Origin of the sequence: Alicyclobacillus contaminans DSM 17975, assembly GCF_000429525.1 — a bacterium.
GTDB lineage: Bacteria > Bacillota > Bacilli > Alicyclobacillales > Alicyclobacillaceae > Alicyclobacillus_A > Alicyclobacillus_A contaminans.
The window spans coordinates 36,638-51,165 of record NZ_AUCA01000025.1 but is presented as its reverse complement, the minus strand read 5'-3'; the positions used below and the strand labels follow the sequence as shown (position 1 = coordinate 51,165).

Genomic DNA, 14,528 nt, shown 5'->3' with positions numbered 1-14,528 from the left:
CTGTACATCATCCTGGACAACTTTTCGCCGCACAAGCATGAGCGTGTCCGAAACTGGGCGGTCGAGAACAATGTGGAATTGGTCTACACTCCGACACACGCATCGTGGCTCAATCGGATTGAGTGTCATTTCGGGCCGTTGCGCAAGTTTGTGCTGAGTGGCAGCAACCATGAGGACCACAAGGCACTTGCTGACGCAATTCGGGCATATATTCGCTGGCGCAATAAGCACAGGCGAAACGCTAGCCTTCTACGGGAACAAAAGAAGATCAAGGTTGCCTGAAGGGGCACTAGTGAGAGCACTGGCTGTGGCCGGTGCTCTTGTTATTACACTGGCCCTGCAAGGCGGCGTGCGGCCGAACACCTCCCACCGAACCGGAGCGGTGCTGCAGGGCTTCCTGCGGTTATGAGGTGATTTGATGCATTTTTGCTGGACCTGCAATGAACGCATTCCGCCCGGCATGAGGATGTTGGGCTGTGAACTGTGCGAAAGGTGGGCTGTGACAGTGGGTGAGCACGTGGCGCAGGAAGCGTTGCGAAAACGCGAGACTGCGAAACTGAAAACGCGCTATGCCAAGGCTGTTACAGTAGCGCAACGGGCAACTGAGGTGCGCAGGGCACTCCCGCCCGGTACGAGTCACGACCGCCAATGCAAGGTGGGTCGCTGCAGTAGAATATCGGGATATGCTGGTGGCCCAACGCAGGGAACTGGGTGAGGACGTATAAAGAAAGGGCGCCGTGTGAATCAAGGCTACGGGAAGACGATAACGATGGCTCGTCGAGAGCGTTTGACGTTTCGCGACATTGAGGATCAAGTCCGAGATTTTGTGTAAAATCCCCTCTTCGGCATGATTCATAAAAGGTTCACATTTACCTATCTACTCAGACGAGCCACCTTGTCTTCGTGATATGGGGTATTCTCTTGCTCCTGCCGCCACTGCAAGAACGCCTCCATGTTTAGGTATCGATGTCCTGTCATCCATGCTTCGTCGATTTCCATCAACAGTGCACCTACGAGGCGTATCACGGATTCTCGATTGGGAAAGATGCGAATCACCCGTTCTCTGCGGCGAATCTCCTCATTCAGCCGCTCTACACTGTTGGTTGTCCGTAAGCGGCGTCGATAGCGTTCTGGCAGAGCCAGTACAGCCGTGGCATCGTCGAATCCATCCTCGAACACCTGAGTGACCTTTGGAGCCCGCTGTGCATATTCCTCAACGAACTGATCCCTGAGCAGCCGGGCTGTGTTCATATCCGGTGCATTCAAGATGGCCCTCACACGTTTGCAGATTTCTTCCTGCATCGATTTCGGGCAGGCGTCTAACACGTTACGCATGAAGTGCGTCTGACACCGCTGCCAGGTGCAACCCTGGAACTGGGTTTGCAGGGCCCGCACGAGGCCAGTATGGCTGTCCGACACGACGATGTCCACGCCACGCAGGTCCCGTGATTTGAGCCAAGCGAAAAATTCTCTCCAACTCGCTTCTGACTCGCTGTCTCCAACCATGAGACCCAGAATCTCACGATACCCGTCCTCATTGATTCCGCAGCGTCAAACGGCCGACACGTGTCGTGATGGAATGGTAGTTTTTGAAGTGCTTGGTTGTGGATCATTTTCATTACGGAAAAATAGATACTGTAAAAAGAGAAGATATAAGAGTAAGATGGAAGTTGGAAATCCTCGTACACACGTGCTGATCGTGCGCGGTAATCTGGACACGCGCAATCGGTGAGGAGGTATGAACCGTGTCGTTGCAAAGCCATCGTGTCGTCATCGTGGGCGGCACTTCAGGAATTGGCCTGGCGGTGGCAAAATCGTTTCTGGCGGAGGGTGCCGAGGTCATCGTTGCCAGCCGGTCACAAGAGAAAGTGGATGCGGCAAAGAAGGAGCTTGGACAGGCAGCCCACGGGCATGTCCTCGATTTCCGGGATGAAATCCAGACCAAGCAGTTTTTCGAAAACATTGGCCCGTTCCATCACCTCGTCATTACGGCTGGCGACGCGGCCATGGGACCCTTCGATGCGTTGCCAATCCGTGATGCGAGGGCGGCGTTTGACAGCAAGTTTTGGGGACAATACGTGACCGTCAACGGTGCGTTGCCTTTTATCAAGGATTCCGGCTCCATCACGCTGACTTCCGGTGTGTACGGCGTTCGCCCGGCGCGAGGGGCCGCGACATTGGCCGCTATCAACTCGGCCATTGAAGGGCTCGCCCGCGGTTTGGCGGTGGATGTGGCGCCGATTCGAGTCAACGTGGTGTCGCCCGGACTGGTGGATACTCCGATTTACAGCGGGATGGACGCCGAAAGCCGTGAAGCGATGTTTCAATCGGTCGCGCAGTCGCTCTTGCTGAAGCATGTTGCCCGGCCGGAAGAAATCGCTGAGGCCTATGTGTACCTGGCGAAAAATACATTTACGACGGGTACCGTCATTCAAATCGAGGGCGGCGCCATGCTGTCTTAATCATGCAAGAATTGTTCAATCCGAAACATCATTGGGCAAGGCAATGAAGCCTGCTGCGAAGAGAGGGAAAAACCATGAACATTGCCATCATTGGTACCGGGAACATTGGCGGTACATTGACCCGCCGTTTGACGACACTCGGTCACAACGTGTCCATTGCGAACTCGCGGGGACCTGCTTCGCTGCAGGATTTGGCCGCGGAAACGGGAGCGAAGCCGGGAACCGCAAAAGAGATTGTTCACGGTGCGGACATCGTGATTGTGACCATTCCGCAGAAGAACATTCCGCATCTGCCCGCGGATTTGTTTGCCGATGTGCCGGAGACAACGGTGGTGATAGACACCGGGAACTACTATCCGAAACAGCGGGATGGCAAGATCGCGGAGATTGAAGAAGGAATGCCAGAAAGCCGCTGGGTGGAAAAACACCTGGGGCGCCCCGTCATCAAGGTTTTTAACAACATCCGTGCACAACACCTGCTGGAAAAAGGGCTTCCGGCTGGCGCGCCCGGGCGAATTGCGCTTCCAGTTGCCGGAGATGACCCGGTGGCGAAGCAAAAGGTGATGCAGTTGGTAGATGAACTCGGCTTTGATCCGGTGGATGCCGGGGGGTTGGACGAATCTTGGCGGCAGCAGCCAGGAACACCGTGCTACGGCGCGGATCTCGATGCTGAAGGCCTGCGCAAAGCGCTGCAGGCGGCAAGCCCGGTTCGCACAGCGGAGTGGAGGGCCTGAGCGTTGGAAATCGGGATCAGCACGTTTGTGGAAACCACCCCGGACGCTGAGACAGGGGTCGTGATCAGCCACGCGCAGCGCTTGCGAGAAGTGGTCGAGGAAATTGAACTGGCCGACCAGGTGGGGCTGGACGTCTTTGGCGTGGGCGAGCACCACCGTAAAGATTATGCATCGCCGTCGCCGGTGGTGGTGTTGGCTGCGGCGGCATCGCGGACGAAGCGGATCCGGTTGACGAGTGCGGTCACTGTGCTGTCGTCGGCCGATCCGGTGCGCGTGTTCGAGGAGTTTGCCATGCTGGACGGGATCTCGAATGGGCGCGCGGAAATCATGGCTGGCCGCGGATCGTTCATCGAATCGTTCCCGTTGTTTGGCTATGATTTGAACGACTACGACGCGTTGTTTGAAGAGAAGTTGGACCTGCTGCTGAAACTCCGAGCGTCCGAGAAAATCACGTGGCACGGGAAGTTCCGGCCGCCGATTCACAATCTTGGCGTGTATCCGCGGCCGGTCCAAGATCCGCTGCCTGTGTGGATTGCGAGCGGGGGCACACCGGAGTCCGTCATTCGAGCGGGACTGCTTGGCTTGCCCTTGGTGTTGGCGATTATCGGTGGGAGTCCGCGTCAGTTCGCGCCGCTCGTTGAATTGTACAAGAAAGCTGCCGCTCATGCAGGACACGATGTCTCTCAATTGCCGGTGGCGTCGCATTCGCATGGATTCGTAGCCGAGGAGACGAACCTCGCGGCGGAGAAATTTTTCCCTTCCACTCAGCAGGCGATGACAGTGCTCGGGAAGGAACGGGGGTGGGGACCGTATACCCGCACGCGATACGATGCCGCGCGCCGTTTCGACGGGGCTCTGTACGTCGGCGATCCGGACTGGGTCGCGCAGAAAATTATCGATCTGCGGAAAACCGTCGGGATCACCCGGTTTTTCCTCCATGTTCCGGTGGGCACCATGCCACACGATGATGTGATGCGGGCCATAGAGTTGCTCGGGACAGAGGTTGCACCGCGGGTTCGGGAAGAAGTTGCGCGATGGGAGGGGCAACCATAACCATTGCCGATGCGCCGGAGCGATTTGCGAATGCGAAGAAGCGCTTTCTTCAACATGCTATACGAAAGCTTGACGTAAGCTGGAAATCCTCTGGAATCCGGTGCGCTGAAGAAATGGGGAGTGCATCATGCCGATTGAATATCGCGTGAACGTGCCAGTCACCGCACAAGAAGCGGCGGATGTGTTCATGCGTTCTGGAATTCATAGACCAACGGGGGACATCCAGAGGATTCAACAGATGCTGGATTACGCGAATCTCATGGTGACAGCGTGGGATGGGGAGAAGTTGATTGGAATCGCCCGTTCCCTCACAGACTTCTGTTATTGCTGCTATCTCTCCGATTTAGCCGTGGATAAAGAATATCAAGGTCGTGGCATCGGGCGGGAGCTCATAGAACGCACACGACAGCAGCTGTCGGAACAGGTCTCGTTAATCCTTTTGTCTGCTCCAACCGCTATGTCCTACTATCCGAAGGTTGGATTTGATAAGGCCGAGAATGCATGGATCATTCGCCGAACACGTTAGGCACCTGAAATCCAAGGGTGATGCTCATGATGACTGCCAGATTTGAAATGTTCGTACAGGATGTGCGAGTGTCGGTTGATTTTATGAGACCATTCTCGGATTTTCTCCGGGACGCCATCGAACAGCAGAATACACCGTGGTCAGCAATGGCGAAGTGCAAATCGGATTGGGGGTTTTGTCGAAGCTATCGGCGGATCATCCGCTTCAATTGCATCATCCCGATGAGAGAAAGGGGATTGGCGTCGAGATTGTCCTGGAAGTCGATGATGTTGATGAGCTATATGAACGTGTTCAGGCCTCGGGTTATCCAGTCAGTGAACCGTTACTGATGCGGCCATGGGGCTTGAAAGATTTTCGGTTACAGGATCCGGATGGGTATTACCTGCGGATTACTTCACGGGACTGACAGCGGAACCGTGGGCGCGTTTGCCTCACGGTTTTTTGCTATCTACGAGGAACCGCTTTTGGAGAAAGGGAGGTGAGGCCCATGTGGCTGGAGATAGGACGGACATAAACCCAAACCGATATTGAGGAGGATGGAATATGACAAAGCGCTTAGCGGCCGCATTGCTATTGTGACGGGAGCCAGCAGGGAGCGAGGGATTGGCACCGCGATTTGTCGGTCACTGGCATGTGAGGGCGCGGACATTTTCTTTACGCACTGGGCTCCATTTGACGCTACAACTCTCGGAGGTTCGAATGAGGCGTGGCCAGCCATATTGGAACATGAGTTACGCGCCTTGGGTGTTCGGGTTGGGCATTTGAGTCTAGATCTGGCGAGTTCCGATGCGCCGGAGTTCCTGCTCGACCAGGTAGAAAGGATACTCGGTGCTACCAGTATCTTGGTGAACAACGCTGCACATTGTGAAGAAGTCAGCTACGCGACACTGAAGGAGAAATTCTCCATCGACACTATGCCGTGAATGTGGCCGGAACATGTCTGTTGTCCGCTGGCTTTGTCCAACGATATGGTACAATCAGTGCCCAACGAATCATCAATTTTATTTCCGGTCAGGACAAGACGCCAGAACCCGGAAATATTGCATATGTGACCACGAAGGGGGCCATTTCCACGTTCACAAAGTGGTCTGGCCCGAGAGGTTGCTTCGCTCGGGGTCACCGTCAATGCCATCGACCCCGGTCCAACAGATTCAGGGTGGATGACACTTCAAGTCAAAGAATTTCTACGACCGAAGTTCCCCATGGGTAGGATTGGACAACCAGAGGATGCCGCACGACTGGTCGCTTTTTTGGCGAGCGACGATGCGCAGTGGATTACGGGACAGATTATTCATTCAGATGGTGGGTTCTGGGATTGACCAGAGGCAATCGATCATTGCGATGTGATGAAATTGAGCTCCCGCTTCCCGGGAGGCGAGTGCTGTCGTTTGTTTACGGCTGTTTGGATGAGAATCTGTAATGAATGTCAATTTTGAACGGTCGCACCACGGTCTCCGTCCCTTACCGGATGTGAGACCTCTTATTTTTGGCCGAACTGGGGGACAGATGGTTGGGGGTACCGAGCAGGCAGTCCAATGAAGACGCGTTTTGGCCTCGGCGCGATTCCGAAGCACACGGTCAAACCTTCATCGCCCTCATCTGTGCTGCCATGGCGGTAACGTTTAGCCAAGGGTTGATGATTCCCTGGATGGCTGAACAGATCCATATGCCTCTTGATGTAGTGTCCGTATCGTTGGCGGGGTTTGTCGCTGGGAGCGTGGTATTCCAACTCCCTTTGGGTCATTTTTCTTCACGATGATGAGGTAATCGACACCCCGACCGGATGTGCTCATGTTTGCTATAGTATGATGAGTGATATCGGGGAAAATCCACCGATTCTGAGAACGGCGGAGTGTGAAACGTGAAATCAGTCGTCTCCATCATCCTATGTGTCGTACCATTGTTACTGGGGGGCTGCGGGCATTCACAAACTCAAAGCACAACGCCGCATGCTGTACAATGGACCGCACTTTCGCCCAATGTGCAATGAGCCATCATTGAGGTTTCGAAACATTTTGGCGATGTGGATCCAAAGGTGTTGAAGATCATGCAGGATGAGACCGAAGTCGACCACAAGCCGATGTATTTCGTATGGTTAAGCGGACATTTCAGCGACGGCAAAGCTGAGTCCGATAACTTGTCTTTCTCAATCCTGGCGGATGGCTCGGAGGCATGGGCCATTACCGATGAATCAGGGGCCATCCATGCCGATAACCTTTTCTTCCACTGAGCGCACATTGCGCGTCATCGCACTCGTTGAAGTGGTGTCACCGCCGGAGCGGATACGAATGCAACTGCAATGAATGATTTTGTAATTCAAAAGGGAGGGCATTCAAGCATGACGGAGCTGGCAAAAACGCCTGAGCCACCGTACTACGCGGTGATTTTCACGTCTCTTCGCACACGCGGCGACAACGGGTACGGTGTGATGGCGGAGGAAATGGTTGAATTGGCCAAGGCGCAACCCGGATTCTTGGGTGTGGAGGGTGCAAGGGAATCCAATGGGTTTGGGATTACGGTCTCGTATTGGGCGTCGGAAGAAGCCATTCGACAGTGGCGGGAGGATGCCCGCCACCGGATTGCACAAAAACTGGAGCGCGAAACTTGGTACGAACGTTTCACCACCCGAGTCAGTAAGGTGGAACGGGCGTACGCCTTCGAACGTTAGCCTTGCGCCGGGAGGTACGACGAAGGGGGGGGAGGAAATGCGCATGATGCCCAACCAGAACGTCGTCCATCAGGCTGGGCTCGGCGGGCGAAGCCGATGTTTTGCATGTGGAACTCCATGACAGAGAGGCGATGAACCTTGCATGTGCTCAGGGTGTGGGCATTGAACGTGTTCAGTAGTGTATTCCAAATCCTATTGACCGGTGTTTTGGGCGTATGTGTATTCTATGTGGGAGGATTTAACCTCGGACTCATCATTTGGATGATCACGGGCGACGGCAACGAAGGCGTGGTTCTCGCACCCATCCTCTCCGCCATCCTGTCATATGTTCTCTACGCCATTGGCTGGTTTCTGTTCTGGTACGCATTGAGACAACTCGGCGAACGGGAATGGCTCTATACCCGGATTTTCTTTGGGTGGATCCCGCTCATCGTGTTCACGGTGTGCTACCGACCGGCGCCTCCGGATCCAACGGCGATGCAACTCGTGAACATGCCGAGTTCATTTATTTTCAGCACCTTCGCCACGGCAACTATTCTGTTTCCCATGTACTGTATTTGGTTAAATCGGTATGTCCTGGAACCAGAGGTCAGGCGAAAGCGGAAAGGGGCTGTGTATGCCGGGTTTTTTGGGTTGATCAGCTTGGGGGGAATCGTTTATCCCTTGGCATGGCATGCCACCAGCATGATATACCACTGACTGCTCGAATGTGTGTAAGGAGGCTATGGTGAGGCCGTGGTCCCTGGCGATTGGGCGTTGACATCAGGAGCGAACACGGGATGGGATTTTCATCCACGCATTGTCCGCGTACGATGCCCATCGTAGAAGGAGTACTGAGTGCATGGAGGTGGCGACCTTGATACTGTACGGGGCGAATGTGTACGTGCGGCCGTTTCAACCGGACGATGCAGAAGATCTTTACCAACTCCGTCTGCGTAACCGTACCTTTCTACAGCCCTGGGAGCCCACGCAGTCGGATGAGCAATTCACACGTGCGGCGCAACAAGAGGCAATCACCAAGGCCCTGGCGAACTGGCAGGCGGGAACCGCCTATGGGTTTGGAATCTTTCTGAATAACGGCGGACATCTGATAGGGCGAGTGAATCTCAGCAATGTGGTTCGAGGGGCTTGGGAGAGTTGCACCATCGGATATTTCCTGGACCAAGCCATGAACGGCCGGGGATATATGACCGAGGCTGTGGGATTGGTTGTTGCCGGTGCTTTCACGCAACTCGGACTGCACCGCGTGCAGGCAGCGGTCATGCCTAGAAACGCCGCGTCCGTTCGAGTCGTCGAGAAGGTCGGCTTCCGGTATGAAGGATTGGCCGAATACTATCTCAAAATCAACGGCAAGTGGGAAGATCACAACATCTACAGTATGACGGTGGAACATTGGAACGCGACGCTGCGTGGGACGACCATCACGGGCCATTGTTCAGGTAATACTGGCGACTGACCAGGGGAATTTGATATTCTCCAAGCGGAACCGTAAGCACCTAACATCAGTATTTCGTGCACAGAGGCGCACCAAGCCCGTGGGCGCGTCTGTGCGTTGCGGCGATGCTCATGATGCGGGTGGGGCTGGCGTGGCGGAACCGTATGCGACGTCGAACCCATCCGTGTCCGAATCGGGTGACGAAGGCGTGGACACTTGGACTCCGTTTTGAATCATCACACCGCCTTCGGTACTGGTCAGGTGCGGATTGCCGCCATTGACGGTGTCTGGATCAAACGTGGCTTCCCCATAATTGGCGAGAGTCGCCACCCTGCCGTTGACCGTGGGGGCTTCCTGGATCCACTCCGCTGATGTCTGCGGACCGGAATAAGCTTGCTTGGTGGTGAACGATTGACTTGTGGTCACGTCCTGCAAAGTGATGGACCACGTTCCACCGCCGAGATTTTGGATGGAAGCGTGCATGTGATCCCCGGGGTGGATGGTCAGGCTGGGAATCACGGTCTCCGCAGCGGGGAGAATCTCCCACCAAGCCTGATAATGTGCGGAACCGTTGTAGTAATCCTGTTCCGTCCCTGTCTGAATCAGGCTACTGTTGTTGAACCCGTCAATACCAATCCAACTGGATGAGTAGGTAGCCTTTGTAGAAGGCTGCACGGTGGGCACCGTCCAGTCGCCCGTGATACTGTTAAAACCGCTGCCGGTGATGGCATAGCCAGACCAGTTGCTGGATGACCACGAGGCGTTGGTGGCGGTTTTCGGCGACGGAAGGGCAACTCTCGGTGCATGGGAGATGACCGGTGGTTCTGCGGCCACGGCGGATGGCGCGGCGGTGGTGCAAACGGCTCCAAGACAAGTGATGGCGCAAAGAGTCCTCCACGGCAAACGGGACATGGCACATCATCCTTTCCTCACAGATGAATTGTTATTGCGAGGAAATCATTCTGCGAGAAAATGCCTGTCCCTGCTTGTGGAAATATTCAGAATAATACGCGGTGGAGGGGGCGAGGATGCGGCGTGGGGCCGGTGGGAGCAAGGCTCCTTCGCGGGTTATGAATCATAGCCGGGGCGATGGAGCCGTTTTCGTTTCGATCCGAACAGCCCAACACGCAGGGAGACCAGGAACGAGCCCCACCACAGGGCGCTGGTGACGGCCTGCGGCAAGCCAAAGTAGAGATTGAGCGGCGTTTGGAAAATGGTCACTTGGTGGAATAGCGGATCGTTCACGCCGGCCAGGTTGAGCGACTGGTGCAGTTCGTGAAACTTGAACTGTGCCCACCACGGCGCGAGGATGTGATGCAGGCTGTCCGCGATGTGGTACCACGGGTAGAGCGGGCCGGAAACCAGGACCGCCATCGGTTGGATAATGAAGATCAATGCATCTAACAGGAGAATGACGGCTGGAATCTTCCAATTTAGTCCAAACATGCGACGGATGAGACCGTACAGTAGAGAAAAAATCCAGACGCACGCGGTGGGCAGTGGAAACAATATCAAGAGCGCCAAAGCCCGTCGAAGCGAACGCGGTCTTCTGGCAGCCTGCTGCGTCCATCCCTCGCGCTGCGCACGGATGGTGCACTCCGCTGCGGCGATTTCGAATTCACGTCTTGTGAACTTGCGCTGCATCAATTGGTCATCCTGTGGATGAAAGCCGTCCAGATCAAGCAATTGGATATGAAGTTCCTTCTCCCATTCGGGAATCGTCTTTCTTTCTTTTCTCATTCACAACACTCCAAGTGGGTAGACGGGCCGCCGGATACGTCTTGGTCTCCAACTCGATGGTACGACAAAGTTCAACCGGAGGGGAAGTGCGGTCGTCGCCACGCTTTGTGCCGGCGACCGCATCGGCCGGTCATTGTTGCATTCCAGTGTAGACGCGGATGGCTTCGCGCAGGAACGCGGTCATCCCCGGTTCCGCTTCGTAATAGGATTGAAAATGCTCGTCATCCATATACGTCTGGGCGAGGCGGGCGTGCGCCTCTTTGCTGTAGGTCGGCCAAAAATGGCACAGCCATTGGCGGTGCAGATAGGCCGCGCGCTGTGCGGCTTCACTCGCGGGATTGCCCGTTCGAAAGGCTGTCGCCAATGTGACTTTGACCGCCTGCTCCAACTGCTGTGCCTGCTGAAATTCCTCTGGAGTCATGTTCAGCAGTTTTTGGTTTGACTGATTGACGATATCGTCACCGTACTTGGCGCGAATTTCTTCCCCGTACTTCCGTTCGTTGTCTTCCACCAACTGTTTGCGAAAAATCTGTCGAATGGACTCCAAGGGCATACCGAGTTCTCGATAGAAAAGAATTTGTTGCAAGCGATTCACTTCGTTCGGACCATACATTCGATACCCGGCACTGTTGGTCGTTGCCGGCCGGAGCAGGCTAATCTGGTCATAGTAGCGAATCGTTCTGGCGCTGACGCCGGCCAGTTCACTGAGTTGGTGCACCGTATACGCCATTGTTTCACCTCCTGTTGCCGTCACTTTAAACCTTGACGCAACGTGAAAGTCAACCCCGCAACCGTTCCTAAATCACCGGATTTTGATTGACTAATCTATACAGGTCAGGATAAAACTATGTCATTCGTTTTCTGGGGGAAGAGACATGGAACATGTGGAGCGGCGTTCGGATTCGTCAAGGGAAAGTTCACAGGCGTCAATGCGTACAAAAGCGCCTTGCAGACCGCATTAGTGGGTGGGCTTGCGGCCGGAGCGGCGTTTCTCTTGGCAAAGCTGTTTTCTGCGTGAGCTGGGTACCGACGTACAAATGGGTGATGAACAGGCTGTGCGCATTATACACTGTCATTAAGAGAACGGTCCGAGATTATGGCTCGGCAAGGGAATGTCCCGTCCCGCGCCGCCCTGCCATCCTCTGGGGCCGTTCGCGTTTCGAGATGCGGCAGGCAGGAGAGACGAAACTTGAACATTCGGATTCCCGTCACAGGACCGTTGGACTTTCGGCAATCGATGCGACGTCCGCTGTCGCGACCTACGCGGCTGGCGCAGATTCCGCCGGACGGTGCGGCATATACGCGAGTGCTGCGCAGCGCAGGGGAGTCCATTCCAGTGACCATTCGACTCGAAGACGGTGTGGATGCCGCGTTTCTGGTGGTGGAATTGCCGGATGGGGTTTCCGCAGCTCAACAGCGAGATGTTGCCTGACCGGTGGGACACATGTTTCAAACGGCCGTTTCGATGGATGATTTTTATCGGACCGTAGGTCGTGAGCCGGTATGGAAGCCGTTGGTCGCCGCCGACGACTTGGGCGCCATGGCGCGTTATGCCGCCTATTACCTCTGGCAGACGCTGCTGCCGCCTCTGGAGATACGCCGATGAGCGTGTCCGCAGACAATGGAAATTTCGTGCAAGAAATCCGTGAAACAGCGCATACTAGTGGAATCCATGACGAATCGGGGGATGAACCGTGAAGCGATTCGCCAAGACAGTGCTTACCGCGATGACCGTCCTGGTGGCGGTGATTGCCGGGGGCGTGGGGTATGCGTACTATACGTTGCAGCCGCGTCATCACTTCGCACGCGTAACGCCTGTGGTGAATCCGCGCCAGGCCGCGCCGTCGACCGGAGTGAACGTGTTGCTGCTGGGATCGGACGCGCGTCCACACGACGTGGCATCGCATACCGACTCCATTCTGCTCTGCCACCTCGACTTTGCGCATCAGGCGTACGATGTGCTGAGTATTCCGCGCGACAGCCGGGTGTATGTTCCTGGGCGAGGCTACACCAAGTTGACCAATGTTCAGTACCTCGGCCAGGCGAACGGCAATGTCCAGCAGGGGGTGCTTGACACGGTGACGGAGGTGGCCGACCTGACCGGTGTTCCCATCCATTACTACGCGGAAACGAACTATTGGGGCCTGCAGTCGATGGTGGACGCCATTGGTCCAATTCAAATGACCATCCCGTTCCGCGAAACGCTCACGCATCCATGGTATGCCAAGAACCAGGGGAAGGTCATTCCACCGGGGACGTACGAGTTCAACGGGGAGATGGTCGCCGAGGTGGTGCACGAGCGCGATTCACTGCCACAGGGGGACTATAGTCGGCAGCAGTTGCAGGAACAGGCGCTGATGGGGATTGCCAAGGCGTTGGTCCACCCCGCCAATCTGCCGAAACTGCCGGCATTTTTTCGAAGTGTGCCCAACTATCTGATTGCCACCAACATGTCGGAGACGGACATGCTGAGCTTCGCGCTGGCTGCGAAGTCCTTTCAACCTGCGCAGGTTCATTACTTCACGATTCCGGGCGCCAGCGTCAGTGCCTACGACGATGTGCTGCACGCCTACAGCGACCAGATTGTGCTTGATTCCGCCAAGCTGAAATCAATCGTGTCAGAGCATTTCTTGCAGTGAGCGCCGCCGCAGTCTCGCTGAGGCGGTGCTGCAGTGGGGAGTTTTTTAAAATTTGTGCAAACTAGTCCGCACATCTGTCGGCAACGCGTTGACAAACGATGGGCAAGAGGATATACTTCGACTTGTAGCTTGAATTTGTTTAGCGAATTGTAAACAGTAAGTTTGTGGAGGGGAACGTAGGTGGCAAAAGCAAATTGGGCAATTGACGTTGCGCACAGCAACATTGAATTCTCTGTCAAGCATATGATGTTTTCGACCGTTCGTGGCAGTTTTAAGCAGTTTGACGCGACGGTGGTCGCAGATCCGGAAGATCTGACCAGCGCGGAAATCGAATTCACCATTGACGTTGCGAGCATCGACACGGGCAACAATGACCGTGACGTGCACCTGCGTTCCGCCGACTTCTTCGACGTGGAAAAGTTTCCGAAGATCACCTTCCAGGCCACGCAAATCGTGAAAACGGGTGCCGACCAGTACGACGTCACCGGCGACCTGACCTTGCACGGCGTCACCCGCTCGGAAACCTTCAAGGTGACTTTCGAAGGTCAGGGGAAGGATCCGTGGGGCAACGAGAAAGTCGGTTTCAGCGCGCAGGGCAAGCTCAACCGCAGCGACTATGGTTTGACATGGAACGCAGCGCTGGAAACGGGTGGTGTGCTGGTTTCGGACCAGGTGAAGTTTGAACTGGACATTCAGGCTGCCAAGCAGGCCTAAGGTCAGTGCGGCAAAGATTGCAGTGAGCGGACCAGGTGCCAAGTGCACCTGGCCCGCTTTTCCTTTTCATGCAGGAATTACGGCCTTGTGCCACGAAGTTGGAGGACAAGATGAAGGAGGATTGCGCGATGAGTGAAGGACAGATGTTGGATAGACAGGATACGCTTGTGGGGGCGCTCGGGATTGAGATTGTGGAGGTGACAGCGGAGCGGGTGGTTGCCACCATGCCGGTTCACGCGGCGACCCGGCAACCGGTCGGAATTTTGCACGGTGGCGCTTCCGTGGCGTTGGCGGAGACCGTGGCAAGCATTGGCACCTGGCATCTCATCGACCAGGAGCGGCAGATTGCGGTGGGGTTGGAGATCAATGCGAACCACATTCGAAGCAAGGCTGACGGCGTGGTGACCGCGGTGGCGGTTCCGCTCCATCGGGGACGAACCACCATGGTCTGGGATATTCGAATCGTCGACGAGGAGGACAAACTGGTCTGTGTGTCCCGGTGTACAGTGGCCATTCGGGACAAGCGGGGGTAATCCGGCACATCGCGGGCAGGGACG

Annotated in this window: 19 protein-coding genes and 2 pseudogenes; 17 read left to right on the top strand and 4 right to left on the bottom strand. The window is 55.5% G+C overall.

Features of this window, described 5'->3' with window-relative positions:
• Window positions 1–282, top strand: a 282-nt coding sequence (locus tag G463_RS0110555) for a transposase (protein WP_026975139.1), incomplete at its 5' end; no start/stop codon positions are given.
• Between the two features lie 591 nt (window positions 283–873).
• On the opposite strand, the pseudogene G463_RS19940 reads toward G463_RS0110555, so the two are convergent.
• A pseudogene (locus G463_RS19940) lies at window positions 874–1,545 on the bottom strand (IS256 family transposase); the annotation flags it as partial.
• Window positions 1,546–1,745: 200 nt separating this feature from the next.
• Between G463_RS19940 and G463_RS0110545 the strand changes: the two are divergent.
• The 10 genes and pseudogenes from G463_RS0110545 (at window position 1,746) to G463_RS19930 (ending at window position 8,899) form a co-directional block, all read left to right on the top strand.
• Window positions 1,746–2,462, top strand: a complete 717-nt coding sequence (locus G463_RS0110545; protein WP_026975138.1) for an SDR family oxidoreductase — start codon at window positions 1,746–1,748, stop codon at window positions 2,460–2,462.
• 74 nt (window positions 2,463–2,536) lie between these two features.
• Window positions 2,537–3,196, top strand: coding sequence for an NADPH-dependent F420 reductase (locus tag G463_RS0110540; protein WP_026975137.1), 660 nt, complete (start codon window positions 2,537–2,539; stop codon window positions 3,194–3,196).
• A 3-nt stretch (window positions 3,197–3,199) separates the two neighbouring features.
• Complete coding sequence (locus G463_RS0110535) at window positions 3,200–4,249, top strand: LLM class flavin-dependent oxidoreductase (protein WP_026975136.1); 1,050 nt, start codon at window positions 3,200–3,202, stop codon at window positions 4,247–4,249.
• A gap of 127 nt (window positions 4,250–4,376) precedes the next feature.
• A complete protein-coding gene (locus tag G463_RS0110530; protein ID WP_026975135.1) occupies window positions 4,377–4,775 on the top strand; it encodes a GNAT family N-acetyltransferase in 399 nt (132 codons plus the stop codon).
• 91 nt (window positions 4,776–4,866) lie between these two features.
• A complete protein-coding gene (locus G463_RS0110525) occupies window positions 4,867–5,181 on the top strand; it encodes a VOC family protein (protein WP_084171535.1) in 315 nt (104 codons plus the stop codon).
• 130 nt (window positions 5,182–5,311) lie between these two features.
• Window positions 5,312–6,094, top strand: a pseudogene (locus G463_RS19935) (SDR family oxidoreductase).
• A gap of 716 nt (window positions 6,095–6,810) precedes the next feature.
• The gene (locus G463_RS0110510; protein WP_026975132.1) at window positions 6,811–7,005 is read left to right on the top strand and encodes a hypothetical protein; all 195 of its coding nucleotides are present in this window, start codon (window positions 6,811–6,813) and stop codon (window positions 7,003–7,005) included.
• 108 nt (window positions 7,006–7,113) lie between these two features.
• Window positions 7,114–7,443, top strand: coding sequence for an antibiotic biosynthesis monooxygenase family protein (locus G463_RS0110505; RefSeq protein ID WP_026975131.1), 330 nt, complete (start codon window positions 7,114–7,116; stop codon window positions 7,441–7,443).
• A 138-nt stretch (window positions 7,444–7,581) separates the two neighbouring features.
• Window positions 7,582–8,142: a hypothetical protein gene (locus G463_RS0110500; protein WP_026975130.1), complete on the top strand. Its 561-nt coding sequence runs from the start codon at window positions 7,582–7,584 to the stop codon at window positions 8,140–8,142.
• 142 nt (window positions 8,143–8,284) lie between these two features.
• The gene (locus tag G463_RS19930; protein WP_156900172.1) at window positions 8,285–8,899 is read left to right on the top strand and encodes a GNAT family N-acetyltransferase; all 615 of its coding nucleotides are present in this window, start codon (window positions 8,285–8,287) and stop codon (window positions 8,897–8,899) included.
• Window positions 8,900–9,007: 108 nt separating this feature from the next.
• Here G463_RS19930 and G463_RS19925 read toward each other — a convergent pair whose 3' ends face one another.
• The 3 genes from G463_RS19925 to G463_RS0110480 all read right to left on the bottom strand — a co-directional run bounded on the left by G463_RS19925 (window position 9,008) and on the right by G463_RS0110480 (window position 11,348).
• Window positions 9,008–9,790, bottom strand: a complete 783-nt coding sequence (locus tag G463_RS19925; RefSeq protein WP_084171533.1) for a G1 family glutamic endopeptidase — start codon at window positions 9,788–9,790, stop codon at window positions 9,008–9,010.
• Window positions 9,791–9,946: 156 nt separating this feature from the next.
• On the bottom strand, window positions 9,947–10,618 hold the full coding sequence (locus G463_RS0110485) for a hypothetical protein (protein WP_026975129.1): 672 nt from the start codon (window positions 10,616–10,618) through the stop codon (window positions 9,947–9,949).
• A 130-nt stretch (window positions 10,619–10,748) separates the two neighbouring features.
• A complete protein-coding gene (locus tag G463_RS0110480; protein ID WP_026975128.1) occupies window positions 10,749–11,348 on the bottom strand; it encodes a MerR family transcriptional regulator in 600 nt (199 codons plus the stop codon).
• Between the two features lie 117 nt (window positions 11,349–11,465).
• On the opposite strand from G463_RS0110480, the gene G463_RS23835 reads away from it, so the two are divergent.
• From G463_RS23835 to G463_RS0110450, 6 genes are all read left to right on the top strand, one after another.
• Window positions 11,466–11,636, top strand: a complete 171-nt coding sequence (locus G463_RS23835; protein ID WP_156900171.1) for a VIT1/CCC1 transporter family protein — start codon at window positions 11,466–11,468, stop codon at window positions 11,634–11,636.
• Window positions 11,637–11,807: 171 nt separating this feature from the next.
• Complete coding sequence (locus tag G463_RS0110470) at window positions 11,808–12,050, top strand: hypothetical protein (protein WP_026975127.1); 243 nt, start codon at window positions 11,808–11,810, stop codon at window positions 12,048–12,050.
• 3 nt (window positions 12,051–12,053) lie between these two features.
• Complete coding sequence (locus tag G463_RS22835) at window positions 12,054–12,224, top strand: hypothetical protein (RefSeq protein ID WP_156900170.1); 171 nt, start codon at window positions 12,054–12,056, stop codon at window positions 12,222–12,224.
• 88 nt (window positions 12,225–12,312) lie between these two features.
• On the top strand, window positions 12,313–13,257 hold the full coding sequence (locus G463_RS0110460; RefSeq protein WP_026975126.1) for an LCP family protein: 945 nt from the start codon (window positions 12,313–12,315) through the stop codon (window positions 13,255–13,257).
• 180 nt (window positions 13,258–13,437) lie between these two features.
• On the top strand, window positions 13,438–13,971 hold the full coding sequence (locus tag G463_RS0110455) for a YceI family protein (protein ID WP_026975125.1): 534 nt from the start codon (window positions 13,438–13,440) through the stop codon (window positions 13,969–13,971).
• Window positions 13,972–14,099: 128 nt separating this feature from the next.
• Complete coding sequence (locus tag G463_RS0110450) at window positions 14,100–14,504, top strand: hotdog fold thioesterase (RefSeq protein ID WP_026975124.1); 405 nt, start codon at window positions 14,100–14,102, stop codon at window positions 14,502–14,504.
• The last annotated feature ends 24 nt before the right edge of the window (window positions 14,505–14,528 follow it).

What these genes read in the sequence shown, in the direction of transcription:
- G463_RS23835 (WP_156900171.1), top strand. Translation starts at nt 11,466, where the DNA reads ATGTCATTCGTTTTCTGGGGGAAGAGACATGGAACATGTGGAGCGGCG.
- G463_RS0110450 (WP_026975124.1), top strand. Translation starts at nt 14,100, where the DNA reads ATGAGTGAAGGACAGATGTTGGATAGACAGGATACGCTTGTGGGGGCG.
- G463_RS0110530 (WP_026975135.1), top strand. Translation starts at nt 4,377, where the DNA reads ATGCCGATTGAATATCGCGTGAACGTGCCAGTCACCGCACAAGAAGCG.
- G463_RS0110505 (WP_026975131.1), top strand. Translation starts at nt 7,114, where the DNA reads ATGACGGAGCTGGCAAAAACGCCTGAGCCACCGTACTACGCGGTGATT.
- G463_RS0110480 (WP_026975128.1), bottom strand. Translation starts at nt 11,348, where the DNA reads ATGGCGTATACGGTGCACCAACTCAGTGAACTGGCCGGCGTCAGCGCC.
- G463_RS0110540 (WP_026975137.1), top strand. Translation starts at nt 2,537, where the DNA reads ATGAACATTGCCATCATTGGTACCGGGAACATTGGCGGTACATTGACC.
- G463_RS19925 (WP_084171533.1), bottom strand. Translation starts at nt 9,790, where the DNA reads ATGTCCCGTTTGCCGTGGAGGACTCTTTGCGCCATCACTTGTCTTGGA.
- G463_RS19930 (WP_156900172.1), top strand. Translation starts at nt 8,285, where the DNA reads ATGGAGGTGGCGACCTTGATACTGTACGGGGCGAATGTGTACGTGCGG.
- G463_RS0110485 (WP_026975129.1), bottom strand. Translation starts at nt 10,618, where the DNA reads ATGAGAAAAGAAAGAAAGACGATTCCCGAATGGGAGAAGGAACTTCAT.